The 23,239-nt window shown below is 73.5% G+C and carries 22 protein-coding genes; 18 read left to right on the top strand and 4 right to left on the bottom strand.

The genetic code is table 11. From position 1 onward, the window contains the following. Positions 1-277: 277 nt before the first annotated feature. The gene (locus tag FOF52_RS09125; RefSeq protein WP_248593395.1) at positions 278-1,483 is read right to left on the bottom strand and encodes an MFS transporter; all 1,206 of its coding nucleotides are present in this window, start codon (positions 1,481-1,483) and stop codon (positions 278-280) included. A gap of 148 nt (positions 1,484-1,631) precedes the next feature. On the opposite strand from FOF52_RS09125, the gene FOF52_RS09120 reads away from it, so the two are divergent. Continuing rightward, positions 1,632-2,252, top strand: coding sequence for a GNAT family N-acetyltransferase (locus FOF52_RS09120; protein ID WP_248593394.1), 621 nt, complete (start codon positions 1,632-1,634; stop codon positions 2,250-2,252). 61 nt (positions 2,253-2,313) lie between these two features. Then, positions 2,314-3,606: a phosphoribosyltransferase family protein gene (locus FOF52_RS09115; RefSeq protein ID WP_248593393.1), complete on the top strand. Its 1,293-nt coding sequence runs from the start codon at positions 2,314-2,316 to the stop codon at positions 3,604-3,606. A 159-nt stretch (positions 3,607-3,765) separates the two neighbouring features. Here FOF52_RS09115 and FOF52_RS09110 read toward each other — a convergent pair whose 3' ends face one another. After that, positions 3,766-4,065 (bottom strand): WhiB family transcriptional regulator, encoded by a 300-nt coding sequence (locus FOF52_RS09110; protein WP_267887221.1) that lies wholly within the window; start codon positions 4,063-4,065, stop codon positions 3,766-3,768. Between the two features lie 605 nt (positions 4,066-4,670). On the opposite strand from FOF52_RS09110, the gene FOF52_RS09105 reads away from it, so the two are divergent. The 6 genes from FOF52_RS09105 (at position 4,671) to FOF52_RS09080 (ending at position 11,157) form a co-directional block, all read left to right on the top strand. Next, the gene (locus FOF52_RS09105; protein WP_248593392.1) at positions 4,671-5,078 is read left to right on the top strand and encodes a YccF domain-containing protein; all 408 of its coding nucleotides are present in this window, start codon (positions 4,671-4,673) and stop codon (positions 5,076-5,078) included. Between the two features lie 157 nt (positions 5,079-5,235). Then, the gene (locus FOF52_RS09100) at positions 5,236-6,486 is read left to right on the top strand and encodes an AI-2E family transporter (protein WP_425265545.1); all 1,251 of its coding nucleotides are present in this window, start codon (positions 5,236-5,238) and stop codon (positions 6,484-6,486) included. 172 nt (positions 6,487-6,658) lie between these two features. Beyond that, complete coding sequence (locus FOF52_RS09095) at positions 6,659-8,257, top strand: ABC-F family ATP-binding cassette domain-containing protein (RefSeq protein ID WP_248593390.1); 1,599 nt, start codon at positions 6,659-6,661, stop codon at positions 8,255-8,257. 153 nt (positions 8,258-8,410) lie between these two features. Continuing rightward, the gene (locus FOF52_RS09090; RefSeq protein WP_248593389.1) at positions 8,411-8,623 is read left to right on the top strand and encodes a helix-turn-helix domain-containing protein; all 213 of its coding nucleotides are present in this window, start codon (positions 8,411-8,413) and stop codon (positions 8,621-8,623) included. 86 nt (positions 8,624-8,709) lie between these two features. Then, the gene (locus FOF52_RS09085) at positions 8,710-9,525 is read left to right on the top strand and encodes an enoyl-CoA hydratase/isomerase family protein (RefSeq protein ID WP_248593388.1); all 816 of its coding nucleotides are present in this window, start codon (positions 8,710-8,712) and stop codon (positions 9,523-9,525) included. Positions 9,526-9,759: 234 nt separating this feature from the next. Continuing rightward, positions 9,760-11,157 carry a DEAD/DEAH box helicase gene (locus FOF52_RS09080; RefSeq protein WP_248593387.1) on the top strand — a complete coding sequence of 466 codons (1,398 nt, stop codon included), beginning with the start codon at positions 9,760-9,762 and terminating at the stop codon, positions 11,155-11,157. Between the two features lie 30 nt (positions 11,158-11,187). Here the strand turns inward: FOF52_RS09080 and FOF52_RS09075 are convergent, their stop codons facing one another. Continuing rightward, a complete protein-coding gene (locus FOF52_RS09075; RefSeq protein ID WP_248593386.1) occupies positions 11,188-11,526 on the bottom strand; it encodes an HGxxPAAW family protein in 339 nt (112 codons plus the stop codon). A gap of 203 nt (positions 11,527-11,729) precedes the next feature. Continuing rightward, positions 11,730-12,158 (bottom strand): winged helix-turn-helix transcriptional regulator, encoded by a 429-nt coding sequence (locus FOF52_RS09070; RefSeq protein ID WP_248593385.1) that lies wholly within the window; start codon positions 12,156-12,158, stop codon positions 11,730-11,732. 239 nt (positions 12,159-12,397) lie between these two features. On the opposite strand from FOF52_RS09070, the gene FOF52_RS09065 reads away from it, so the two are divergent. From FOF52_RS09065 to FOF52_RS09020, 10 genes are all read left to right on the top strand, one after another. Beyond that, complete coding sequence (locus FOF52_RS09065; RefSeq protein ID WP_282573984.1) at positions 12,398-13,165, top strand: oxidoreductase; 768 nt, start codon at positions 12,398-12,400, stop codon at positions 13,163-13,165. Between the two features lie 382 nt (positions 13,166-13,547). Then, positions 13,548-14,561 carry an NADP-dependent oxidoreductase gene (locus FOF52_RS09060; protein WP_248593384.1) on the top strand — a complete coding sequence of 338 codons (1,014 nt, stop codon included), beginning with the start codon at positions 13,548-13,550 and terminating at the stop codon, positions 14,559-14,561. 193 nt (positions 14,562-14,754) lie between these two features. Further along, the gene (locus FOF52_RS09055) at positions 14,755-15,831 is read left to right on the top strand and encodes a permease (RefSeq protein WP_248593383.1); all 1,077 of its coding nucleotides are present in this window, start codon (positions 14,755-14,757) and stop codon (positions 15,829-15,831) included. Further along, positions 15,828-16,568, top strand: a complete 741-nt coding sequence (locus FOF52_RS09050; RefSeq protein ID WP_248593800.1) for a TIGR03943 family putative permease subunit — start codon at positions 15,828-15,830, stop codon at positions 16,566-16,568. The genes FOF52_RS09055 and FOF52_RS09050 overlap by 4 nt, the downstream gene beginning before the upstream one ends. A gap of 691 nt (positions 16,569-17,259) precedes the next feature. Further along, entirely contained in the window at positions 17,260-18,042 is a 783-nt protein-coding gene (locus FOF52_RS09045; protein WP_248593382.1) for a 2,3-dihydro-2,3-dihydroxybenzoate dehydrogenase, read from the top strand. 80 nt (positions 18,043-18,122) lie between these two features. Beyond that, a complete protein-coding gene (locus FOF52_RS09040) occupies positions 18,123-19,304 on the top strand; it encodes an isochorismate synthase (RefSeq protein WP_248593381.1) in 1,182 nt (393 codons plus the stop codon). Between the two features lie 21 nt (positions 19,305-19,325). After that, positions 19,326-20,957 carry a (2,3-dihydroxybenzoyl)adenylate synthase gene (locus FOF52_RS09035; protein WP_248593380.1) on the top strand — a complete coding sequence of 544 codons (1,632 nt, stop codon included), beginning with the start codon at positions 19,326-19,328 and terminating at the stop codon, positions 20,955-20,957. Then, entirely contained in the window at positions 20,954-21,619 is a 666-nt protein-coding gene (locus FOF52_RS09030) for an isochorismatase family protein (RefSeq protein ID WP_248593379.1), read from the top strand. The genes FOF52_RS09035 and FOF52_RS09030 overlap by 4 nt, the downstream gene beginning before the upstream one ends. A 3-nt stretch (positions 21,620-21,622) precedes the next feature. Further along, the gene (locus tag FOF52_RS09025; RefSeq protein ID WP_248593378.1) at positions 21,623-22,939 is read left to right on the top strand and encodes a lysine N(6)-hydroxylase/L-ornithine N(5)-oxygenase family protein; all 1,317 of its coding nucleotides are present in this window, start codon (positions 21,623-21,625) and stop codon (positions 22,937-22,939) included. 34 nt (positions 22,940-22,973) lie between these two features. Beyond that, on the top strand, positions 22,974-23,228 hold the full coding sequence (locus FOF52_RS09020) for a phosphopantetheine-binding protein (protein WP_248593377.1): 255 nt from the start codon (positions 22,974-22,976) through the stop codon (positions 23,226-23,228). Positions 23,229-23,239 lie beyond the last annotated feature (11 nt).

Here is a 23,239-nt window from a genome sequence, read left to right as displayed (position 1 = left end):
GGATCGCCGCCCCAGGTGCCGAAGACCACGCCGATCCAGACGTCGTGGTCCCGGTCGACGGGGTGGCGGCAGTTCGCGGAGTCGACGGCGTGGGTGGCGCCGCCAGCGTGGACGTACCCCCAGGCCCGCTCGATCGGGGCGGCGCGGCAGTCGCACCGGAACTCACGGGTCTGACGGTCGGGGCCGAGGCCGAGCAGCATGCGCCCAGCATGCCCCGCCCCTGCGGCACCGCGCCTCCGGTGGACCGAGGAGCCCCGCGGGCCGCGGCCGCCCCGGGTCAGGCGCGCCCGGCGGGCTGCGGCCGCAGACTCCAGGCCAGGCAGGCCCCCGCCAGCGCGGCGACCGGGATCAGGGCCAGGCCGACCCGCAGCGAGGCCGTGTCGGCGACCAGGCCCACCAGCGGCGGAAAGGCCAGGAAACCCAGGCGCGCCAGCCAGGACACCGCGGCCACCCCGTCGCCGCTGCGCACCCCCGGGATCTCGCCCGCGGCGGCCAGCGTCAGCGGGAACAGGGTGGCCACCCCCAGCCCGCACAGACCGAAGCCGACGACGGTCGTCACCGCGTTGGGCAGCAGCAGCGCGCCGGCCAGGCCCGCCGCCGACAGCAGCAGCCCCGTCCGGGCCACCGCGGCCGCGCCGAAGGCGTCGGTCAGCCGGTCGCCCGCCAGCCGTCCCAGGGTCATCGACGTCTGGCAGGCCACGAACGGCAGACCGGCCAGGAACGCCGCCGTGCCGATCTCGTCGCGCAGGTAGACCCCTCCCCACGAGGCCGCCGCGTCCTCCACCGCGGCCGCCAGCATCAGCAGCACGCCCAGCGCCGCCAGCAGGCCCAGCGCCCCGGCGGCCGGCCGCGTCCGACCGCCGTCCAGGCCGTGGCCGTCGGCGCGTTCGGCGTGCTCGGGACCGTCCAGCAGCAGCCGCGACGAGCCCACCGCGAGCGCGGTGAGCGCCAGCGCCACCCCCGCCAGGTGGACCAGCAGGGGCAGGCCCGCCCCGATCGCCACCGACCCCACCAGGCCGCCCGTCACCGCCGCCACGCTCCACACCGCGTGGAAGGTGTTGATGATGCTGCGGCCGTAACGGCGCTGCACCCGCAGCCCGTGCACGTTCATCGCCGAGTCGGACCAGGTGTCGGCGGAGCCGATCACGAACAGCGCCGCCGCCAGCACCCACCAGTTCGGCGCCAGCGCGACCACCGGCAGCGTCCACGCCGACAGCAGACTGCAGACCACCGCGGTGCGTCCGCTGCCGAACCGGGCGATGAGCGGCCCCGCGAGCATCCCGGTCAGCAGCGCGCCCAGCGGCATGGCGGCGATGGCCGTGCCCAGGGCGGCGTTGGACAGCTCCAGGTGGCTCTTGATCGCGGGCAGCCACGGCACCACGGAGGGGTAGCCGAGCCCGTTGACCGTGAACAGTCCGGCGACGCCGAGCCGCGCCCGCCGTGCTGCGGAGTCGGCCCCAGGGGACAGCGGATCATCGGACAAGGAGACCTCCGGGGCGGCGGGGCGGTGGGGAACGGGACCGGTGGGGACCCCGGGTGATCCTAGGCTCCTCCCCGGGAGTTGCGTAATCCCCCCGGGGGGCCTAGATAGGAGGTCTGCGTACCTGTGCGCGGTGAGGGGGCCTGTCCCGGTGATCGACCTGAGCGTGCTGCGGAGCAAACCGGTGCTCGTGGGGGAGCGGGTCCGGCTGGTCCCCCTGGCCCCCGAGCACGCCGACGCCCTGTACACCTCGCTCCACGACCCGGAGATCCGGCGGCTCACCGGCACCCACCGCCTCCCCGACCGGGCGGAGGTCGAGCAGTGGTGCCGCAGCCGCGCCACCGACGACGAACGCCTGGACCTGGCCATCCTCGGCAACCCCGACAACCGGTTCTACGGCGAGCTGTCCCTGATGGACATCGACCCGTACAACGAGAGCGCCGCCTACCGCATCGCGCTGTCGGCGATCGAGTTCACCGGGCGCGGCCTGGGCCAGGAGGCCACCCGGCTGGTCCTGCGCTACGCCTTCGACCGCCTCGGCCTGCACCGGGTCTGGCTGCGCGTCTACGCGTTCAACATGCGCGCCATCGCCGCCTACCGCGCCTGCGGTTTCACCGTGGAGGGCAGGCTGCGCGAGGCCCTGCTGTGGGAGGGGCGCCGCCACGACGCGCTGGTCATGTCGGTGCTGGCCGGCACAGCGCCCGCCGCGGGGGCGGTCAACGGTTCTTTACCTGCCGAGCGGGGAAAACAACCGGACCAGGGGGGTTGGTGATCGGCGCGGAACGGGTAGGGCAGTAGCGCTCCACTCACCTGACGAGTCTGCGGTGGTCGCCGTGAGTCCACTACCCGTATCGCTTCCCTTCCCCGACCGGACCGTCGCCGGACACCGGCTCGCCGAACGGGTGCGCGCCGTGGCCGGGGCCGCCCCCGTGGTCATCGCACTGCCCGGCGGCGGGGTGGCGGTCGGTGCGGAACTGGCCCGCGTCCTGCACGCCCCGCTCGACGTGGCGGTGGTCGACCGCATCACCCTGCCCGACCATCCCGACGTGGAACTGGGCGCGGTCACCGAGGACGGACACGTCTGCTACGACGACGCCGCACTGGCGCGGCTGCGGATTCCCCGCAGTCGGCTCTCCGACGCGGTGGCCGACGCACGCGCCCGGGCCGCGCACCGCCGCGAGGCCTATCGGGGGTCGCGTGCCATGCCGCAGCTGACCGACCGCGACGTGGTCGTGGTGGACGACGGCGCGGCCACCGGCGGCACCGCCCGCGCGGCGCTGCGGATGGTGCGCCGACACCGGCCGGCACGGCTGGTGCTGGCGCTTCCGGTCGCCTCGGCCGAGGCGGTGGAGAGCCTGCGCGCCGAGGCCGACCGCACCGTGACGCTGGCCGTGCCCGACCACTTCCACTCCCTGGACCGGTGGTACCGGGACTTCGGCGAGGTGGCCGAGGGGAGGGTGGCCGCGCTGCTGGCCGAACACCGGGACCTGGGGGAGAGCGGGGACTCCCGGCACCGGGCGAGCGTCTCGGCGGGCGGTGCCGAACTCGCCGGGGAGCTCGTCGTCCCCTCGGTGGTGCGCGGCACGGTGGTCCTGGCCTCGGGGCACGGCCGCCTCACCCCGCACAACCAGGCGATCGGGACGGTGCTGCGCGCCGCGGGCTACGCGACGCTCCTGCTCGACCTGCTCACCCCGACCGAGACGGGCACCGGCACCGTGGAGGTGACGCCCGGGATGCTGGGGGAGCGGCTGACGGCCGGAGTGCGCTGGGTGCGCCGCACGCCCCCGGTGGCCGACGCGCCGATCGCGCTGCTCGGCACGGGGCAGGCCGCACCGGGAGCGCTGGACGCCGCCGGACGGCAGCCCGGGGAGGTGGCGGCGGTGGTCACCCACGGGGGCCGCGTCGACCTGGCCGGCGAGGCGCTGACCAGGGTGCGCGCGCCCACCCTGATCCTGGTGCAGGGGGCCGACTCCTTCGTGCGCGAACTCGCCGAGTGGACGCTGGGGCAGCTGACCGCGCCCACCGCGCTGGAGGTGGTGGCGGGCGCCGAGCAGCTGCTGCACCGGCCCGAGGAGTGGCGGCGCGTCGGGGTCCGCGCGGCCGAGTGGTTCGACCGGCACCTGTGACCCCCGCGGCCGGAGAAGAAGCGCGGAGGAGGCGGGAAGAACACCGTGGCGCCCTCGACGTGAGACGTCGGGGCGCCACGGTGAACGACCCTTGAGGTCAGGCGATGTCGCCGGTGTGGGAGGACCGGTGAGGGAGTACTCCCAGCCGGGGCGGCAGAATCAGGCTGCGTTGGCGCGACGCATCCGGCGCCGACGCTCGGACGCGCGCTCGTCCTCGTTGAGTCCACCCCAGGTGCCGTACTTCTCGGGACGCGAGATCGCGTAGTCGAGACACTCGGTACGGACAGGGCAGTGAGCGCAGATCTCCTTGGCCTTGCGCTCGCGGATCTCCCGTTCCGGCTGGCGTTCGCCGTCAGGGCCGAAGAAGAGCACAAGGTCCTCGCCCCGGCACGCGGCGGCATCCTGCCACCCCCAGCTCGGGCGGGGGCGCAGCGCGGCCTGCCGACGTACCTGAGACATGGTTGAACCACCTCTACATGAAATCGCTGTAAGCTGTGTGCAAGCTGATGAACAAACCGGGTAAAGCTGCGTGAGGCACCCAGCACAGCAGTAACGCCGTGCTCCGCTCGGGTGTTCCCGTGAGGTTGAGAGCACTTGACACAGATTCGCCGAACCGGCGGGTGCTCACGCGAGAGGCTGCGGAGGCGGTGGAAACGCTCTCCCCGCGAACCGGTACGTAATCATGCCATCCCCGCTCCCGATTTCGCACGGGGGTGGGGAAATTACTCGCCCAACCGTTATCGAAATCGGATCTCTCCGGACCGGAGCCGTCGGAGCGTCTCCGGAGTCCGGGAAGATGTGCATGACCCAGACCACAGACCCGGGTAGGATCCATCGTATGGGGGACGCCTGGCTCCTGGCCAGAGCGCGGCTCTGATATCCGGATCACAATTCGGTCGGACCGGCCCGTGCCGCGGGGCACCGGCCGGAGTCTTCCCAGGGCCGGGGCGAGTGGACCGGCGAATCCGGAACCGCGGGCGGCCGCGCGTCGTCATACCCGTGGAAGCCCGGTCGCGCCGCGAGGGCGGCGACCGGGGAACCAGACAGGAAAAAGGTGTGACCTCGTGGCTCTGCTACGTTTCGTCCTCAACGTCATCTGGCTGTTCGTCGCAGGATTCTGGCTGGCCGTCGGCTACGCCCTCGCCGGACTGATCTGCTGTGTCCTGGTGGTGACGATCCCCTTCGGGGTGGCCTCCTTCCGCATGGCCAGCTACGCGCTCTGGCCGTTCGGGCGGGAGCTGGTGCGCAAGCCCGGGGCGGGCACCGGCAGCACCATCGGCAACGTCATCTGGATCATCGTGGCCGGGTGGTGGCTGGCCCTGGAGCACATCGCCACCGCGATCGCGCTGGCCGTCACCATCATCGGCATCCCCATGGCCTGGGCCTCGCTCAAGCTGATCCCGGTCGCGCTGGCGCCGTTCGGCAACGAGATCGTGCCCGCCGGGTCGCGGCGCAGCACCTGGGGTATCTGACGCCCCGGGGCGAACCGGCGGACAATCGGGCCGCGGAGTGCGACCATTGACGGGGCGCGTGGCCGCCGAGGAGAACGACCATCGGGAAGAGGGGATCGGGGTGCGCTGGAACTGGCCGGACGGATGGCCGTTCAGAAGGACCGCCGGACGCGGGCGGATGCCCGAGCGGGAGGTCCGCGTGGTGGTGGAGGAGGCCCCTCCGGTCCCCGAGGTCGAGGACGACCTGCTGCGCAAGGTCAGCGACGCGGCCTGGCGGCTGCTCGTCATCGGCGTGGTGGTCGCGCTGATCCTGTGGGGGGCCTCCTACATCCGGGTGGTGGTCATCCCCGTCATCCTCGCGGTCTTCGTCACCGCGCTGCTCATGCCGCCCACCGAGTGGCTGCGCAGGCGCGGGCTGGGGCGGGGGCCGTCCACGACCATCAGCGTGCTGGGCGCGGTCGTCGTCTTCGGGGGGGTCGTCACCCTCATCGTGCTGCCCGCGGTCTCCGGCTTCGACGCCATCGTCGTCAGCGTCAACGAGTCGGTCGTCGCCCTCCAGGAGCTCGCCTCCTCCTTCGGGATGGACGAGCGGATCATCAGCGACTGGGTCGCCAGCGCCCAGGAGTGGATCCAGCGCAACAGCAGCCAGTTGATCAGCGGCGCCTGGGCGGGCGCGGTCGCGGTCGGCGAGGTGCTGGTCGGGCTCATCCTGGTGATCGTGCTGACCGTCTACTTCGTGCACTCCGGCGACCACCTGATGCGGTGGGTGCGCTCGCTGTTCCCCGGCCCCACCCGAAACGCGCTGCGGGTCGCCGGGGACGTCACCTACGACGTCATGGGGCGCTACGTACGCGGCGTCGCGCTGGTCGGGCTCATCGACGCGGTCGGTATCGGCGCGGTCCTGCTCTTCGTGTTCTGGGACGACCTCTCCCTGGTCATGCCGCTGGTCATCCTCACCTTCATCGGCGCGTTCCTGCCGATCATCGGGGCGTTCCTGGCCGGGCTCGTCTCGGTGCTGGTGGCCCTGGTGGTCGAGGGGCTGTGGATGGCGCTGGTCGTGCTGGCGGGGACCCTCGCCGTGCAGCAGTTGGAGAGCCACATCATCGCGCCCCGCGTCTACGGGCGGTCCCTGGACCTGCCCGCGGCCGTGGTCCTGCTGTCCATCTCCGTGGGATCCATCATCGGCGGCATCACCGGGGCGTTCCTGGCCACGCCGGTCGCCGCGGTGCTGGCCGCGCTGCTGCGCAACCGGCCGTTCACCGTGGCCGAGGCCCGGCGCCAGGAGCGCTCGGAGGAGGCGGAGGCCGCGCGGCAGCGCTCCGGGGCCGCAACGGCCGCGCAGTCCCCGGCCGCCGCGCGGCCCGGGGGCCGCGCGGAGGGCGCCGAGGGGGCGGACGAGGCGCGCCGCAACGGCGGTGCCGGGGAATAATCGGCGCGCACGCGCCGTCGAAGCGAGAGGACCGACGGCCCCGCGCGCCGCAGCGACTAGGGTTGTCGGGTGCGACTCCCCGGACCGGGGCCCCGCGTCTTCCCCGCGGCCGGCACGTCTTCCCGGTGCCCGGCCCACCCCGCAGCCGTAGCGAGAAAGCCCTCGAAGACCCATGCTCATCGCCTCTGACCTCGAACTCCGTGTGGGCGCCCGCCTGCTGTTGGAACCCACCTCCTTCCAGGTGGGGCCCGGCGACCGGATCGGTCTGGTCGGCCGCAACGGCGCGGGCAAGACCACTCTGACCAAGGTGCTGGCCGGCGAGGGGATTCCGGCCTCGGGCAGGGTCACCACGTCGGGCACGATCGGCTACCTGCCGCAGGACCCGCGCACCGGCGACCTGGACGTGGTGGCCCGCGACCGCATCCTGGCGGCGCGCGGTATCGACGAGGTGCTGCGCAAGCTGCGCGAGGCCGAGCAGAAGATGGCCAGCGACGTGCCGAAGATCCGCGACCAGGGGGTGCGCGCCTACGCGCGACTGGAGGAGCGCCTGCATGTGCTCGGCGGTTACGCGGCCGAGGCCGAGGCCGCGTCGATCGCCTCCAGCCTGGGCCTGGAGCAGCGTGTCCTCACCCAGCCGCTGCGCACCCTCTCCGGCGGGCAGCGGCGGCGGGTGGAACTGGCCCGCATCCTGTTCAGCGGGGCCGACACGCTGCTGCTGGACGAGCCCACCAACCACCTCGACGGCGACTCCATCGTCTGGCTGCGCGACTTCCTCAGGTCGCACCAGGGCGGGCTCATCGTCATCAGCCACGACGTGGACCTGGTCGAGCACGTCGTCAACAAGGTGTTCTACCTGGACGCCAACCGCAGCGTCATCGACGTCTACAACATGGGCTGGAAGGCCTACCTGGCGCAGCGCGAGGCCGACGAGCGGCGGCGCAGGCGGGAGCGGAGCAACGCCGAGAAGCAGGCGTCGGCGCTGCAGAAGCAGGCCGAGCGGTTCCGCTCCAAGGCCACCAAGGCCCGCGCGGCCCAGCAGATGCTCCACCGGGCCGAGCGGCTGCTGGACTCGGTGCAGGGGGAGCGGACCTCCGAACGGGTCGCCAAGCTGCGCTTCCCCGATCCCGCGCCCAGCGGGCGCACCCCCCTGGCCGCCGAGGGGCTGAGCAAGTCCTACGGGTCGCTGGAGGTCTTCTCCGGGGTGGACCTGGCCGTCGACCGGGGCAGTCGGGTGGTCGTCCTCGGACTGAACGGCGCGGGCAAGACCACGCTGCTGCGGCTGCTGGCGGGGGTGGAGCAGCCCGACACCGGCCGGGTGATCCGGGGGCACGGGCTGCGGCTGGGCTACTACGCCCAGGAGCACGAGACCCTGGACACCGACCGCACGGTGCTGGAGAACATGATGAGCGCCGCACCGGACCTGCCCGAGGTGGAGGCCCGGCGGGTGCTGGGGTCCTTCCTGTTCAGCGGTGACGACGTGGACAAGCCCGCCGGGGTGCTCTCGGGCGGGGAGAAGACCCGGCTGGCGCTGGCCGCCCTCGTGGTCTCCAGCGCCAACGTGCTGCTGCTGGACGAGCCGACCAACAACCTGGACCCGGCCAGCCGGGAGGAGATCCTCGCCGCACTGCGCAACTACCGGGGCGCGATCGTCCTGGTGACCCACGACGAGGGCGCGGTGGAGGCGCTGCAGCCGGAGCGGGTCATCCTGCTGCCCGACGGGGTGGAGGACCTCTGGGACGCGGAGTTCACCGACCTCATCGCGCTGGCCTGAGCCGTTTCGGACACGGTTTCACCGCATCCGAAACACGGTCGGGCGGAGATACGCGTGGTTTTCCGGCCTCAATGGGTAGCCCACTGGAGCCACCATGTCTGATCATGGCAGCAAGCGACTTCGTTGCCGTGCCGAGAGCATCGGGAGGTACTCGTGGCCGAGACGTTGAGAAAAGGCACCCGGGTGACCGGAGACGAGCGGTCGGACCTGGCCTCCGACCTGAAGCGGCGTTACGACAACGGTGAGAGCATCCGCTCCCTGGCCGCGGCGACGGGCCGGTCCTACGGCTTCGTGCACCGACTGCTGACCGAGGCGGGGGCGACCCTGCGCGGCAGGGGAGGAGCCACCCGGCGCAGCAGGGGGTGACCTTCGGGGCAGCGGCCCGCGGACTGCTATGTTACTGATCGGTAGAAAGCGGGTGGGCCCGCGGCCCCACAGGTGAAAGGCGTGCGATGGCGCAGCAGACGACGGCCCCCACGGAAGAAGAACTGGCCGCGGCCGGTCTGGGACTGGCGATCGACGGCGAGGTCGCGCGGATCACGCTGTCGCGGCCCCGGCGGCGCAACGCCATGACCGGCCGGATGTGGACCGAGTTGGCCCGTATCGGCCACACGCTTCCGGACCGTGTCCGAATCGTCGTCGTCACCGGAGAGGGCCCGACCTTCTCCTCCGGAATCGACCTGGACATGTTCCGTTCCGGCGACGTCGACGGCGAGCCGACACCGCTCACCCTGCTGGCCCGCGACCCCGGCGACACCGCGGCCCTGGAGCGGACGATCGCCGCCTACCAGGAGGGGTTCCTGTGGCTGCGGCGCGCCGACATCGTCTCCGTCGCCGCGGTCCGCGGGCACGCCATCGGCGCCGGGTTCCAACTCGCCCTCTCCTGCGACATCCGCGTCCTGTCCGACACCGCCCGGCTGTGCATGAAGGAGCCGGCGCTGGGCCTGGTGCCCGACCTCACCGGCACCAAGCCGCTGGTGGAGCTGGTGGGGGTCAACCGCGCCGTCGAACTGTGCCTGACCGCCCGCACGGTCGACGCCGCGGAGGCCGAACGGCTCCGGCTGGCCGAGCGGGTGGTCGCCGACGCCGAACTGGAGTCGGCCGTCGACGACCTGGTGGCGCAACTGCTGGCCGTGCCCGCCGACGCGGCGCGGGCCACCAAGGAACTGCTGCTCCAGGCGGAACACAACGACCTGGAGACGCAGGCCGGGGCCGAGCGCACCGCGCAGCTCGCCAGGCTCGCCGCGATGGTCGGGACGTCCCGGTAGCCGTCCCCGCGGCCGACACGGGCGGCCGGTGCGCGCAGGGCTGGTATGTTGGGCGGAACGGCCGAGTCGTGCTGCGCGCATCCGGCGTGCCGGGCCGTTGTGAGCGCCGGGGAACCTGCACCCCGTGGCGCATTCCCGTCCGGCGCGTTTGTGTGACTTCTCGCGGCCCCTCCTCATCCCGGCCCGGAGCCCTCCCCGAAACGCGGCCGAACCTATGAGGAAGGTTGACGTCACTTGACGCACACTGCCGCACGCCCCTCCTTCGAGGCTCTCGGGCTGCCCGAGGCGATCGTCGCGAAGCTCGCGGAGAACGGGGCGACCACCCCGTTCCCGATCCAGGCCGCCACGATCCCCGACGCGGTCGCGGGCCACGACGTGCTCGGCTGCGGACGCACCGGCTCGGGCAAGACCCTGGCCTTCGGTCTGCCCGCGCTGCTGCGCGCGGCCCGCGCCCCCTCCGCGCCCCGCCGCCCCCGCTGCCTGGTCCTGGTCCCCACCCGCGAACTCGCCCACCAGGTACGCGACGCCCTGCGGCCGTACGCCCGGGTCCTGGGCGTCCGCGTGGGCGACGTGGTCGGCGGCAGCCCCTACGGCAGGCAGATCGGCGAACTGCGCCGCGGCGTCGACCTGCTGGTGGCCACCCCCGGTCGGCTCACCGACCTGGTCGACCAGGGCGCCTGCTCCCTCGGCTCGGTCGAGGCGACGGTGCTGGACGAGGCCGACCAGATGTGCGACATGGGCTTTCTGCCGCAGGTCAGCCGACTGCTCGACCAGGTCCGCCCGGACGGGCAGACCCTGCTGTTCTCCGCCACCCTGGACGGCGACGTCGACACGCTGGTCCGCCGCTACACCACCGAACCGCGCGTCCACTCCGTCGACCCGCCGGTCTCCCAGGTCGCCACCATGGAGCACCACCTGCTGCGGGTGCTGCCCCGCGACAAGGACCGGGTCGTCGCCGAGATCGCCGCGCGGGAGGGCCGCACCATCCTGTTCGTCCGCAGCAAGTACCGCGCCGACAGCCTCAGCGAGCAGCTGGTCAGCGTCGGGGTGCCCGCGGCCGCGCTGCACGGCGGCAAGAGCCAGAGCGTACGCACCCGCACCCTCGCCAAGTTCCGGGAGGGACGGGTGCGGACCCTGGTGGCCACCGACGTCGCCGCACGCGGCATCCACGTCGACGGAGTCGACCTGGTGCTGAACGTGGACCTGCCCGCGGGACACAAGGACTACCTGCACCGGGGCGGCCGCACCGCCCGCGCGGGCCAGTCCGGCCGGGTCGTCTCCATCGTCGCGCCCAACCAGCGCCACAAGGCCCGCCACCTGCTTCGGGAGGCGGGGGTGCGGGCCGCACAGCACCTGGTCAACCCGGGGGACGCGCTGCTGGGCGAACTGACCGGGGCGCAGCAGCCCTCGGGACGGCCGTGGGTGGAGCCCCCGGAGCCGCGGCGGCGCGACCACGTCCGCAGGCGCCGCGCGGAGGGAGGCCGGGCCGGCGGCCGCCGGGACGTCCGGTTCTCGGGCGAGGCCGAGGAACGGCCCCGCAGGGGCGTCGACCGGGGCGGCCCCGGAGTCCGGCGCGGCGGACGGTCCGCCCTGCCCAGGCAGAACGGGGAGCGCTTCCGCGACCGCGGCTGACGGCCGGACGCCGTCCCGCCCGGTCGGCCCTCAGGAGCTTCGGCCGCCCCGTACCTCTTCCTCCGAGCCCAGGGAGTGCTCGCCGTGCTCGGCGCTGTCGTCCTGGTAGACCTCGGGTTCCTCGGAGACCCCGGTGTCCTTGAAGATGTCGATGAAGTAGGCGATGGCCATGCCGACGACGAAGAGCGCCGCGCCGGCGAGCACGACGGTCCAGACGGGCGGTCCCAGGGTCAGACCGACCCCGCCCACCGTGAAACCGACGAGCATCAGGGCCACGGCGATCCAGGAGCTGGGACGGCCCCAGTGCGAGTAGCGCTTCTCCGAAGCACTGATGTCGGCGGTGTCGCCGGCGTGTCGCTGGCGGTCCATGGGACTCATCATGCGGGCACCTCCTGGCCTGCCCGCTGCCCGGCGGACCGGCTTCCAAACGCTGTTCGGCCGGTGCCGGGGACACCCCGGCCGTCCCGCGCCTTCGGGCGGGGCGCGGGGCCGTCCGGGCGACGGGAGCGGAGGCGGCGGCCCGGCCTTCCGGGAAGCCAGCAGGGAACGGACCGGTCCGCGGGCGGCTCCGCTCAGGCGCGGGTGTCGTACTCCTCGCGGTGGGCCAGCACGTCGTCCATGTGGGACTGGGCCCATTCCCGCAGCTGGCGGACCACCCCGAGGAGGGAGAGGCCGAGATCGGTCAGCTCGTAGGTGACGGTCACCGGGACGGTGGGGGTCACCGTGCGGGTGAGCAGGCCGTCGCGCTCCAGCGAGCGCAGGGTCTGCGTCAGCATCTTCTGGCTGACCCCCGACAGCTTTCGGGCCAGTTCCGAGTACCGCAGCGCCGTGGGGACGGCCGGCACGTCCGCAGCCCTGTCCGCGTCGCCGCCGAGAGCGCACAGCACCAGCACGACCCACTTGTTCGCGAGCCGGTCCAGGAGCAGGCGGCTGGGGCATGCGGCCAGGAACGCGTTGTAGGCCTCGCCTCCCGGTCCCGCCGTATCGGTCCGCGTCGTCATCACGCACTCACCTCGCACGATCCTCAGGGTGGGTTACGCACTTAAAAGTGCCTACTTCCCAAAGGGAAGTGTCCTCCGCAGAATCAGGAAACGCCAGTCGGCACCGGCCTGATGAGCAGAAGCGAGAGGAACACCATGAGCACGACCAGCACCCGGCTTCCCGGCGGCACCTGGACGCTGGGGGACGCGACGGTCACCCGGTTCGGCTACGGCGCCATGCAGCTCGCGGGCCGGGGGTCATGGGGCCGCCCGCCGACCGCGAGGGCGCCCTGGCCGTCCTGCGCGAGGCGGTGGACCTGGGGATCACCCACATCGACACCAGCGACGCCTACGGTCCGCACGTCACCAACGAGCTGATCCGCGAGGCGCTGCACCCCTACCCGGAGTCGCTGTTCATCGCCACCAAGGTGGGCGCGGTCCGGGACGAGAACGGCGGGTGGCCCCCGGTCCGGCGCCCCGAGGACCTGCGAAAGCAGGTTCAGGAGAACCTCGTCTCCCTCGGGGGGGACACGCTCGACCTGGTCAACCTGCGGCTGGGCGACGCGGGCGGCAGGGGCCCCGAGTCCGTCGACGAGGCGTTCGGGACCCTGGCCGAGCTGCAGAAGGAGGGGCTGATCCGCCACCTCGGCGTCAGCAACGCCACCGCCGAGCAGATCGCGCAGGCCCGCTCCGTCGCCCCGATCGTGTGCGTGCAGAACATGTACAACCTGGCCTACCGCGAGGACGGCGCCCTGGTGGCCGAGCTGGCCGCCGAGGGCATCGCCTACGTGCCGTTCTTCCCGCTGGGCGGCTTCTCCCCGCTCCGGTCCGAGACGCTGTCGAAGGTGGTGCGCAGGGTCGGGGCGTCCCCCCGGTCGGTGGCACTGGCCTGGCTGCTGCGCCGGTCGCCGAACATCCTCCTCATCCCCGGCACCTCGTCGGTCGACCACCTGCGCGAGAACGTCGCGGGGGCCGGGACCGCCCTGTCCGACGAGGACACGGCCGAGCTGGACACCATCGGCCGCTGAGGCGGGGCCGGGCCGCGGGGACGCCGTACGACCGGGACACGGGCGTCGGCCGCGCCCCGTACGCTCGGGCTGCGCAGGCGCGTCCGCCGCGGGGACGGCAGGGCCGCGGGAAACCGTGTGCCGTGGTCCCCGAGAGGGGCGGCGGTCCGCGGCACGCCCGGCCGCCCGGGCACTTCACCGGTGCGCGGCCCGCGACGCGGCGCCCGGCGGCGGAGGAGGCGCCGGGCGCCACGCCACGGGCACCGCCCTGCGGCCCCGGTCCCGTCGGGGCCCGCGGGCGGCGTCGCACCCCCGCCGCTGCGCCCCTGCCGCCGGGTATGGCAGGGTCGTGTCCGGGAACGTGGGAGGGACACCACAACCCGAAGAACACGCGAGGAGAGCCATGCCGACCACAGCACGGGAGTTCCACCTGGTCGCCCGCCCCCAGGGTGAACCCGCCGTGACGGACTTCGCCCTGGTCGAACGCACCCTGCCCGACCCCGGCCCCGGGGAACTGCTGATCCGCAACCTGGTGCTCTCCGTCGACCCCTACATGCGCGGGAAGATGGCCGGAGTGCGCACCTACACCGACCCCTACGAGCTGAACGCCCCCATGGAGGGCGGCGCCGTCGGGGTCGTCGAGGCCAGCGCGGACCCCGACTTCCCGGTGGGGACGACGGTGCTGCACACGGCGGGCTGGCGGTCGCACGCCCTGCTGCCCGCGGCCCGGACCCGCCCGGTCAACACCGACGGACCGTTGGGACCCAGCGTCTACCTGGGCGCGCTCGGCATGCCCGGGCTGACCGCCTACGTGGGCCTGCTGCACAAGGCGGGGCTGCGCGAGGGCGACACCGTGTTCGTCTCCGGCGCGGCCGGGGCGGTGGGCGGCATGGTAGGCCAGCTCGCCCGCCTGCACGGGGCAGGGCGGGTCGTCGGCAGCGCCGGCTCCCCGGAGAAGGTCGCCTACCTGGTCGACGAGCTGGGGTTCGACGCAGCCTTCGACTACCGGGCCGGGCCGGTGCGCAAGCAGCTGGCCGAGGCCGCGCCCGACGGGGTCGACGTGTACTTCGACAACGTCGGCGGCGAACACCTGGAGGCGGCCATCTGGTGCGCCAACGACTTCGCCCGGTTCGCGATGTGCGGTTCGATCTCCGGCTACAACGCGACCAGCGCGCCGTCCGCGCCGCGCAACCTGTTCCAGATCGTCACCAAGCGGCTGACCCTGCGCGGGTTCATCGTCGGCGACGACCCCGAGCTGGCCGAGGGCTTCTACCGCGACGTCGCCCCGGCGGTGGCCGACGGACGGATCAAGGTCCGCGAGACGGTCGTGGCGGGCCTGGAGAACACGCCCGAGGCGTTCATCTCGATGCTGCGCGGCGGCAACGTCGGCAAGATGGTGGTCCGCGTGTCGGACTGACCGGAGTGTCGGGCGGCCGCGGCCCCGGCCGCCCGACGCCCCCCGGAGCACGGGGCGCGCCGCGCCGGGGACCGGTTCCCGGGCCCGACGCCGGGGCTTTTCCACAGGTCCGGTGAAACACCGGTGGAGGCGGTGCGGATTTGGCTAGCATCTGCGCCGTGATGATCCGTCGACTCCCAGTGAGGACTCCCGCGTGTCGGAACGACCCTCCCCTGCCCCGGCGTCTGCTCCCTCCCTCGGCGACTCCCTGGCCCGCGGCTGGGACGAGCCCGACGACGGCCAGGAGCTCCCACCGCCGGAGTGGGGGCGTTCGGCGCGGTCGCGCAGGACGGCCACGGTCTGGCTGTTCGCGCTGTTCGTCCTGGCGCTGACGGCGGGGCAGGCGCTGCTGGCCGGGCGGTTCACCCACGGGGCGTTCCTGGCGTGGGCGACCGTCTTCACCGCCATCAGCCTCCAGGCGCTGCCGTTCCTGGTGTTCGGGGTGGCGCTGTCGGCGGCGATCACCGCCTTCGTGCCCGCCCGGTTCTGGCAGCGGGCCGTGCCGCGCCGCGCGGCCCTGGCCGTCCCGGTCGCCGGACTCTCCGGCGCGGTGCTGCCGGGCTGCGAGTGCGCCTCGGTTCCGGTGGCCGGCGGCCTGATGCGCCGCGGGGTCGCCCCGGCGGCGGCGCTCACCTTCCTGCTCGCCGCGCCCGCGATCAACCCGGTCGTGGTGGTGGCCACCGTGGTCGCCTTCCCCGGACAGCCGGAGATGGCGCTGGCGCGCTTCCTGGCATCGCTGGGGGCGGCGGTCGGGGTGGGCTGGCTGTGGGCCGCGTTCGGCCGGGCCGAGTGGCTGCGCCCGCCGCGCATCGGACACGGCGCGGAGGCGACCGGGTGGCGGGCGTTCGTCGACGCCATGCGGCACGACCTGATGCACGCCGGGGGGTTCCTGGTCCTGGGCGGGCTGGTCGCGGCCGGGATGAACGTGCTGGTTCCCCGGGAGTGGCTGGCCGCGGTCGCCGACACGCCGGTGCTGTCGGTACTGGCGCTGGCACTGCTGGCGGTGGTGCTGTCGATCTGCTCGGAGGCCGACGCGTTCATCGCGGTGAGCTTCACCGAGTTCTCCGCCACCGCCGTCCTCGCCTTCCTGGTGGTCGGACCGATGGTGGACCTGAAGCTGATCGCCCTGCAGGCGGGGTCCTTCGGCTGGGCGTTCGTGCGCCGCTTCGTGCCGCTCACCCTGGCGCTGACGCTGGCGTTCACGTTCCTGGTCGGGGGGTGGCTGCTGTGACCCGCCTCGCCCAGGGCATGGTCATGGTCCTGCTGGGCGCGGCCGCGCTGAGCGTGACCGTGACCTCCCAGGCCTACCTGAACTACGTGCGGGAGGAGTTCCGGCCGTTCCTGGTCGCGGCCGGGGTGGCGCTGGTGCTGCTCGGCGCGGTGACGACGGCCCTGGAACTGCGCGCCGCCCCCGAGGACGGGCAGGACGGGCCCCCGCACGGCCACTCCCACGGCCACGACCACGCGCGGGCCCCCGCGGTGGCGTGGTTGCTGCTGGCCCCAGTGGTGGTGATCTTCGTGGTGGCGCCCCCGGCGCTGGGCGCCTACACCGCCGCGGCGGCCGATCCGGCGGCGGTGGTCGAGAGCGCCCCGGAAGACGACGGGCTCGACGCGGAGGTGCTCGGGGACGGGCCGGTCGAGATGACGCTGCGGGAGTTCGTGGTGCGGGCCTGGACCGATGAGGAGCGCACCCTGGCCGGACACGACATCCGGCTCACCGGTTTCGCGGTGCCCGACCCGGAGGGCCGGGGCTGGTACCTGGCCCGGTTGCAGATCGCCTGCTGCGCCGCCGACGCCATCGTCAACCGGGTGCTGATCGAGAACCAGCCGGAGCCGCCCGAGGACTCCTGGTGGACGGTCACCGGCCGCTGGGTGGAGCCGGAGGGCGACATCCGCAAGGTCAGCGACCACCGGTTCGAGGTCGTGGAGATGGTCGCCGTGGACCATCCCCCCGACCCCTACGAGTAGGGGTCGGGGCGGTCGGCTCGGAACGCGGCTGCCCGCAGGGGCCCGGACCGGCCGGGCAGGCCGGGAGAACAACCGGGAGCGGCCCGCCCCGCGGCCGCCGCCCACGACGGCCGATACGTACCGTTGTTCTGCCGGCACACCGAGTCGCCGGTGGTGGCCGGGGTGGCGTGGACCCGCCGGGGCTGGGGGATCAGCGCGCAAACCGGGCGTTCGCCGAGGGTGCGGCCGTGTTCGGCCGTGCCCTCGGCGGACGGCGGGAGCGAGCGTCGAGGGCACGGCCGGGGTGGGGTGGTGCCGTCCGGTGCGGGGGTGCGGCGGCGGAGACGGGCGGGCCCGGGCCTGTGGGCGGTCGCCCGGCGGAAAACGGGGAAGTCACCCGGCGCGTCGGGGACGTTGCGTTTCGTGTGCGAATCCGCGGTGGCCTCGGGTTCTCCGTGGCGGAACCGGTGGGGTCGGAAGGGGGTGCCGGGGAGTGTTCGACGCCTGGGGCGGGGTGTCGAAGGTTTTCTTCCAATAGCGCAAGGGGTTCGGGATGTGATTACTCGAACACTTCTCCTCCATTTTTTTGTCGCAAATATCCATGAATGTCGGAATATCTCGGGTTGACGTGGGGTGCCTCATACGTTGAGACTGTCGGGCGGAAGTTAGGCAAGGTTTGCCTTAGTTCTCTGCCGTGGTGCTAGGGGGATACGTGTCCCACACCGGGATCGCAGGATCGGTCGCCGTGGTCACCGGCGCGGGCAGCGGCATCGGACGCTCCGTCGCCGCGGCCCTGGCCCGTCGCGGAGCCACAGTCGCCGCGGTCGACGTCGACCCCGCGCACGCCGCCCGGACAGCGGCCGACCTGGCCCGCTGTGGACACCGCGGCCGCGGCTACGCCTGCGACGTCACCGACCCCGCGGAGGTCGACCACCTCCTCGGCGCGGTGGAACAGGACCTCGGACCGGTGGACGTGGTGGTCAACGCCGCCGGAGTGCTGCGCACCGGCTCCGCACTCGACTGCACCGACCGGGACTGGCAGGCCCTGTTCGCGGTCAACGCCACCGGGGTCTTCACCGTCTCCCGCGCCGCCGCGCGGCGGATGCTGCCGCGCCGCCGCGGCTGCATCGTCACCGTGGCCTCCAACGCGGCGGGCGTCCCCCGCGCGGACATGGCCGCCTACGCCGCGTCCAAGGCCGCCGCGGTCGCCTTCACCAAGTCGCTGGGGCTGGAGCTGGCGCCGCACGGAATCCGCTGCAACGTGGTCTCCCCCGGCTCCACCGACACCCCTATGCTGCGCGGCATGCGCCCGGAAGGCTACGACGAGGCCGCCGTCGTCGCCGGCGACCCCGACCGCCACCGGATCGGCATCCCCCTGGGACGCGTCGCCCAGCCCGAGGACATCGCCGAGGCCGTGTGCTTCCTCGTCTCACCCGCGGCCCGGCACATCACCATGCACGACCTGTACGTCGACGGCGGCGCCTCCCTGCGCTGACCACACCACCCCCCACCGAACACGAAACGACGGGCCCGTCCGGCCCGCACCCCGGCGTGCCCGAACAGGAAAGGCCAACGATGCCCCGACAGCGCGTCGCCACCCCGGCCACGACCGCCACCGAACTGGTGAACGCCTACCGGCCCCGCGACTTCCTCCTCACCTCCGCCTCCGGTTCGCTGCTCGGCCGGGGCGTCCTGGCCACCGCGACCGGGGTCGAGGACCTGTCCGGGGTCCTGGGCGAGGTCGCCACCGACACCGGGCAGGCGGCCCTGGCGGTCGGCGCGCTGCCCTTCGACCGCGACGCCCCCGCCCACCTGGTCGTGCCCGAGACCGTGCGGCGCGGCCCCGCCGCCGCATCCGCCGCCGACGCGGCCCCGGCCCGCCCCCCGCTCCCCGGCACGTGGACGGCCACCCCCGTCCCCGACCCCGCGGAGCACACCGTCGCGGTGAAACGCGCCGTCGCCCTCATGACCGGCCCCGGCGACACGACGCTGCGCAAGGTCGTGCTGGCCCGCTGCCTGCGGCTGACCGGAACCGGCGAGGCAGACGTCATCGCGGTGCTGACCAACCTCCTCCGGGCCGACCCCGCCGGCTTCACCTTCGCCGCGGACCTGCCCGGCCGCGGCACCCGTCCGCGCACCCTCGTCGGGGCCAGCCCCGAACTGCTCGTCGCCAAACACGGCCGCTCGGTGGTGTCCCACCCGCTGGCCGGCTCCGCCCCCCGCCACCCCGACCCGGCCCAGGACCGGGAACGCGCCGCCGCCCTGCTCGCCTCCGCCAAGGAACGCGCCGAACACGCCGTGGTCGTGGAGGCCGTCGCCGAGGCGCTGCGCCCCTACTGCCGCCGCCTCGACGTGCCCCGCGAGCCCGCACCCGTCACCACCGCCACCATGTGGCACCTGGCCACCCGCGTCACCGGCGAACTGCACGACCCGCACACCCCCTCGCAGCTGCTGGCCCGGGCACTGCACCCCACCCCCGCCGTCTGCGGCCACCCCACCGGCCGGGCGTACGCGGCCATCGCCGAGATCGAACCGTTCGACCGCGGCTTCTACACCGGAGCCGTGGGCCACACCGACGCCGCCGGCGACGGCGAGTGGGTGGTGACCATCCGCTGCGCCGACCTCTGCGGCGACACCGTCGACCTGTTCGCGGGCGGCGGCATCATGCCCGACTCCGACCCCGCGGCCGAACTCGCCGAGACCACCGCCAAGTTCCGCACCCTGCTGCGCGCCCTGGGCGTCGACCAGACCAGCTGACCCCCACGAAAGGACCCCCCGATGCTCGACGGCTGCACCCCCTGGCCCGCGGAGTTCGCCGCCCGCTACCGCGCGGCGGGCTACTGGACCGGGGAGACCTTCGGCGACTTCCTGACCGACCGCGCCCGCCGCTTCGCCGACCGCGTCGCCGTGGTCGGCGCGGGACAGCGCTGGACCTACGCCGAACTGGACGCGCGCGCCGCCGCCACGGCCACCGGACTGGCCCGCCTCGGAGTGGCCGCCGGGGACCGCGTGGTCGTGCAACTGCCCAACGTCCCCGAACTGCTGGAAGTGGTCTTCGCGCTGTTCCGGCTGGGGGCGCTGCCGGTGTACGCGCTGCCCGCGCACCGCGCCGGCGAGGTCGCCCACCTGTGCACCACGACCCGGGCCAGCGCCCTGGTCGTCGCCGACCGGCACGGCGGCTTCGACTACCGGGCCATGGCCGAACAGCTGCGCGCCCGGGGCGACGCCCCCGACCTGGTGCTGGTGGCCGGAGAGGCGGGCGGACTCACCCCGCTGGCCGAGGCCCGCGCCGCCCAGGCCGACCCGTCCGTGTTCACCCGCCCCGACCCCGCCGACGTGGCCTTCTTCCAGCTGTCCGGCGGCACCACCGGGCTGCCCAAGCTCATCCCGCGCACCCATGACGACTACCTGTACTCGGTGCGCGCCAGCGCCGAGGTCTGCGCACTGGGCACCGACACCGTCTACCTGGCCGCGCTGCCCGCCGTGCACAACTTCCCGATGAGCTCCCCCGGCTTCCTCGGAGTGCTGCACGCCGGCGGCACCGTGGTGCTGGCCTCCGACCCCTCCCCAAAGACCGCGCTCGCCCTCATCGAGACCGAACGGGTCACCATCACCGCCGTCGTCCCGCCGATCGCGCTGCTGTGGCTGGACGCGGTGGAGCACGGGACGCAACACGACCGCGACCTGTCCTCGCTGCGCGTCCTGCAGGTGGGCGGTGCCAAGTTCGCCCCCGAGGCGGCCCGCCGGGTCCGCCCCGTGCTGGGCTGCACGCTGCAACAGGTGTTCGGCATGGCCGAGGGCCTGGTCAACTACACCCGCCTGGACGACCCCGAGGACATCGCCACCACCACCCAGGGCCGCCCGCTCAGCCCCGCCGACGAGATCCGCATCGTCGACGACGCGGACCGCCCCGTCCCCGACGGCGAGGTCGGCCACCTGCTCACCCGCGGCCCCTACACCATCCGCGGCTACTACCGGGCCGACGAGCACAACGCCACCGCGTTCACCGCCGACGGCTTCTACCGCACCGGCGACCTGGTGCGCCGCACCCCCACCGGCCACCTCGTCGTCGAGGGCCGCGCCAAGGACCAGATCAACCGGGGCGGGGAGAAGGTCTCCGCCGAGGAGGTGGAGAACCACATCCTGGCCCACCCCGCCGTGCACGACGCGGCCGTCGTCGGCATGAGCGACCCCTACCTGGGCGAGCGGGTCTGCGCCTACGTCATCGCGCGCACCGAACCGCCCAGCCGCGGCGAACTGCTGCGCTTCCTGCGGGAGCGGGGCCTGGCCACCTACAAGATCCCCGACCGGGTCGAGTTCGTGGAGCGCTTCCCCGCCACCGGCGTCGGCAAGGTCTCCCGGCGCGAACTCCGCCGGGAACTCGCACGCAGATTGGACACCACCCGATGAGCCTGCCCGCGATCAGCCCCTATCCGCTGCCCGGCCCCGACCGGCTGCCCGCCAACCGGGCGGCGTGGCGCGTGCACCCCGACCGCGCCGTACTGCTCGTCCACGACATGCAGCGCTACTACCTGCGGCCCTACCCGGAGGGCACCGACCCGCTGCGCGGCGCCCTCGACCACATCGCCGCACTGGTCGACGCGTGCCGCTCCGCGCGCGTCCCGGTCGTCTACACCGCCAAACCCGGCGGCATGGACCCGGCGCGGCGCGGCCTGGAACTCCACTTCTGGGGCAGCGGCATGCGCGCCTCCGCCGACCACACCGCGATCGACGCGCGCATCGCCCCCGGCGGCGACGACCTCGTGGTGACCAAGACGCGCTACAGCGCCTTCGCCGGCACCGACCTGGCCGCCCGCCTGGCCGAGTGGGGGCGCGACCAGCTCGTCGTCACCGGCGTCTACGCGCACATCGGCTGCCTGCTCACCGCGGCCGACGCGTTCATGCGCGACATCCAGCCGTTCCTCGTCGCCGACGCCACCGCGGACTTCACCGCGGAGAAGCACCACCTCGCCCTGGAGTACGCGGCCACCCGCTGCGCGGTGGTGACCAGCACGGACCAGGTGCTCGCCGCCGTGGGCACCGCACGCGTCGACGTCGAGACCGGAGGCTGACCCGTGACCACCACCCCCGGCCCCGGCCCGTCCGCACCCCGCGTCCACGACCTGGTCGGCGTCGGCTTCGGCCCCTCCAACCTGGGCCTGGCGATCGCCCTGGAAGAGCGCCGCACCGCCGGAGGCCGCGCCCCCGCCGCGCTGTTCCTGGAACGCCAGGAGAGCTTCAGCTGGCACCGGGGCATGCTGCTGGACGACGCCACCATGCAGATCTCCTTCCTCAAGGACCTGGTCACCCCCCGCAACCCGGCCAGCGACTTCAGCTTCCTGGCCTTCCTGCACCACCAGGGGCGGCTGCACGACTTCATCAACCACAAGACGCTGTTCCCACTGCGCACCGAGTTCCACGACTACCTCTCCTGGTGCGCCGAACGGGTCGGCGAGCAGGTGCGCTACGGACAGCGGGTGGTGGCGCTGCGGCCGGTCCGCGAAGCCGGGCGGATCACCTGCGTGGACGTGGTGGCCCGCGACGCCGGCGGGCACGAGGCCACCGAACGCGCCCGCAACGTGGTGCTGGCCCCCGGCCTGCGCCCCCACCTGCCCGAGGGGGTGCGCGCCTCGGCGCGGGTCTGGCACAGCGAGCACCTGCTGCACCGCCTGGCCGACCTGCCCGAGGAGCCGGTGCGCGGCTTCGCGGTGGTGGGCGCCGGGCAGAGCGCCGCCGAGGCGGTCGACCACCTGCACCGGCGCTTCCCCCGCCTGCCGGTGCACGCGGTGTTCTCCCGCTACGGCTACAGCCCCTCCGACGACACCCCGTTCGCCAACCGCATCTTCGACCCCGAAGCGGTCGACGCCTACTACGACTCCCCCCAGGAGTTCAAGGACGAACTCATGGGCTACCACCGCAACACCAACTACTCCGTGGTCGACCCCGACCTCATCACCGACCTGTACCGGCGGGTCTACGCCGAACGGGTACGCGGCGAGGCGCGGCTGCGGATCCACAACATGACCCGGGTCGTCGCACTCGACGAGACCGGCGGGGGAGTCGGCCTCACCGTCGAGGACCGCTCCACCGGCAAGCAGACGGTGCTCGACGTCGACCACGTCGTCTACGCCACCGGCTACCGCCCGGCGGACGTGCGCCCCCTGCTCGGCGGACTCGCCGACCACTGCGTGTTCGACGACTCCGGGCGCCCCGCCCTGCACCGCGACTACCGCATCGTCACCGACGACACCGTCGCCTGCGGCCTGTACCTGCAGGGCGGCACCGAGCACACGCACGGGATCTCCTCGGTGCTGCTGTCCAACGTGGCCACCCGCGCCGCGGAGATCCTCGACTCCATCGAGGCCCGCCACAGCACCCCCGCCGCCCCCTGACCCCCGTCCCGTCCCCTTCCCCGTGGAGCAGACCATGACCGCTGACGACACTCCCCGTCACGACCCCCTCACCGAGGAGCGGGTGCGCGCCGACGTCGCCCGTCTCCTCGCCGAACCCGCCGACACCATCGACGCCGACGAGAACCTCCTGGACCGGGGCCTGGACTCCATCCGGCTGATGAGCCTGGTCGAGACCTGGCGCCGCGACGGCGTCCACGTCGACTTCGCCGACCTCGCCGAGGAGCCGACCATCACGGCGTGGCTGGCCCGCCTCGCCGACCAGTCCTGACCCCCACCCCT

It is taken from the genome of Thermobifida alba, assembly GCF_023208015.1.
Taxonomy (GTDB): Bacteria; Actinomycetota; Actinomycetes; order Streptosporangiales; family Streptosporangiaceae; genus Thermobifida; species Thermobifida alba.
Note: the sequence above shows the minus strand (reverse complement) of the source record. Positions and strands in the feature narration are given on the sequence as shown.

Bases quoted from the DNA above. Each gene is read 5' to 3' on its own strand.
- FOF52_RS09110 (WP_267887221.1), bottom strand. From the start codon at position 4,065: ATGTCTCAGGTACGTCGGCAGGCCGCGCTGCGCCCCCGCCCGAGCTGG.
- FOF52_RS09100 (WP_425265545.1), top strand. From the start codon at position 5,236: ATGCCCGAGCGGGAGGTCCGCGTGGTGGTGGAGGAGGCCCCTCCGGTC.
- FOF52_RS09095 (WP_248593390.1), top strand. From the start codon at position 6,659: ATGCTCATCGCCTCTGACCTCGAACTCCGTGTGGGCGCCCGCCTGCTG.
- FOF52_RS09085 (WP_248593388.1), top strand. From the start codon at position 8,710: ATGGCGCAGCAGACGACGGCCCCCACGGAAGAAGAACTGGCCGCGGCC.
- FOF52_RS09075 (WP_248593386.1), bottom strand. From the start codon at position 11,526: ATGGACCGCCAGCGACACGCCGGCGACACCGCCGACATCAGTGCTTCG.
- FOF52_RS09070 (WP_248593385.1), bottom strand. From the start codon at position 12,158: ATGACGACGCGGACCGATACGGCGGGACCGGGAGGCGAGGCCTACAAC.
- FOF52_RS09065 (WP_282573984.1), top strand. From the start codon at position 12,398: ATGGGGCCGCCCGCCGACCGCGAGGGCGCCCTGGCCGTCCTGCGCGAG.
- FOF52_RS09060 (WP_248593384.1), top strand. From the start codon at position 13,548: ATGCCGACCACAGCACGGGAGTTCCACCTGGTCGCCCGCCCCCAGGGT.
- FOF52_RS09040 (WP_248593381.1), top strand. From the start codon at position 18,123: ATGCCCCGACAGCGCGTCGCCACCCCGGCCACGACCGCCACCGAACTG.
- FOF52_RS09035 (WP_248593380.1), top strand. From the start codon at position 19,326: ATGCTCGACGGCTGCACCCCCTGGCCCGCGGAGTTCGCCGCCCGCTAC.
- FOF52_RS09030 (WP_248593379.1), top strand. From the start codon at position 20,954: ATGAGCCTGCCCGCGATCAGCCCCTATCCGCTGCCCGGCCCCGACCGG.
- FOF52_RS09020 (WP_248593377.1), top strand. From the start codon at position 22,974: ATGACCGCTGACGACACTCCCCGTCACGACCCCCTCACCGAGGAGCGG.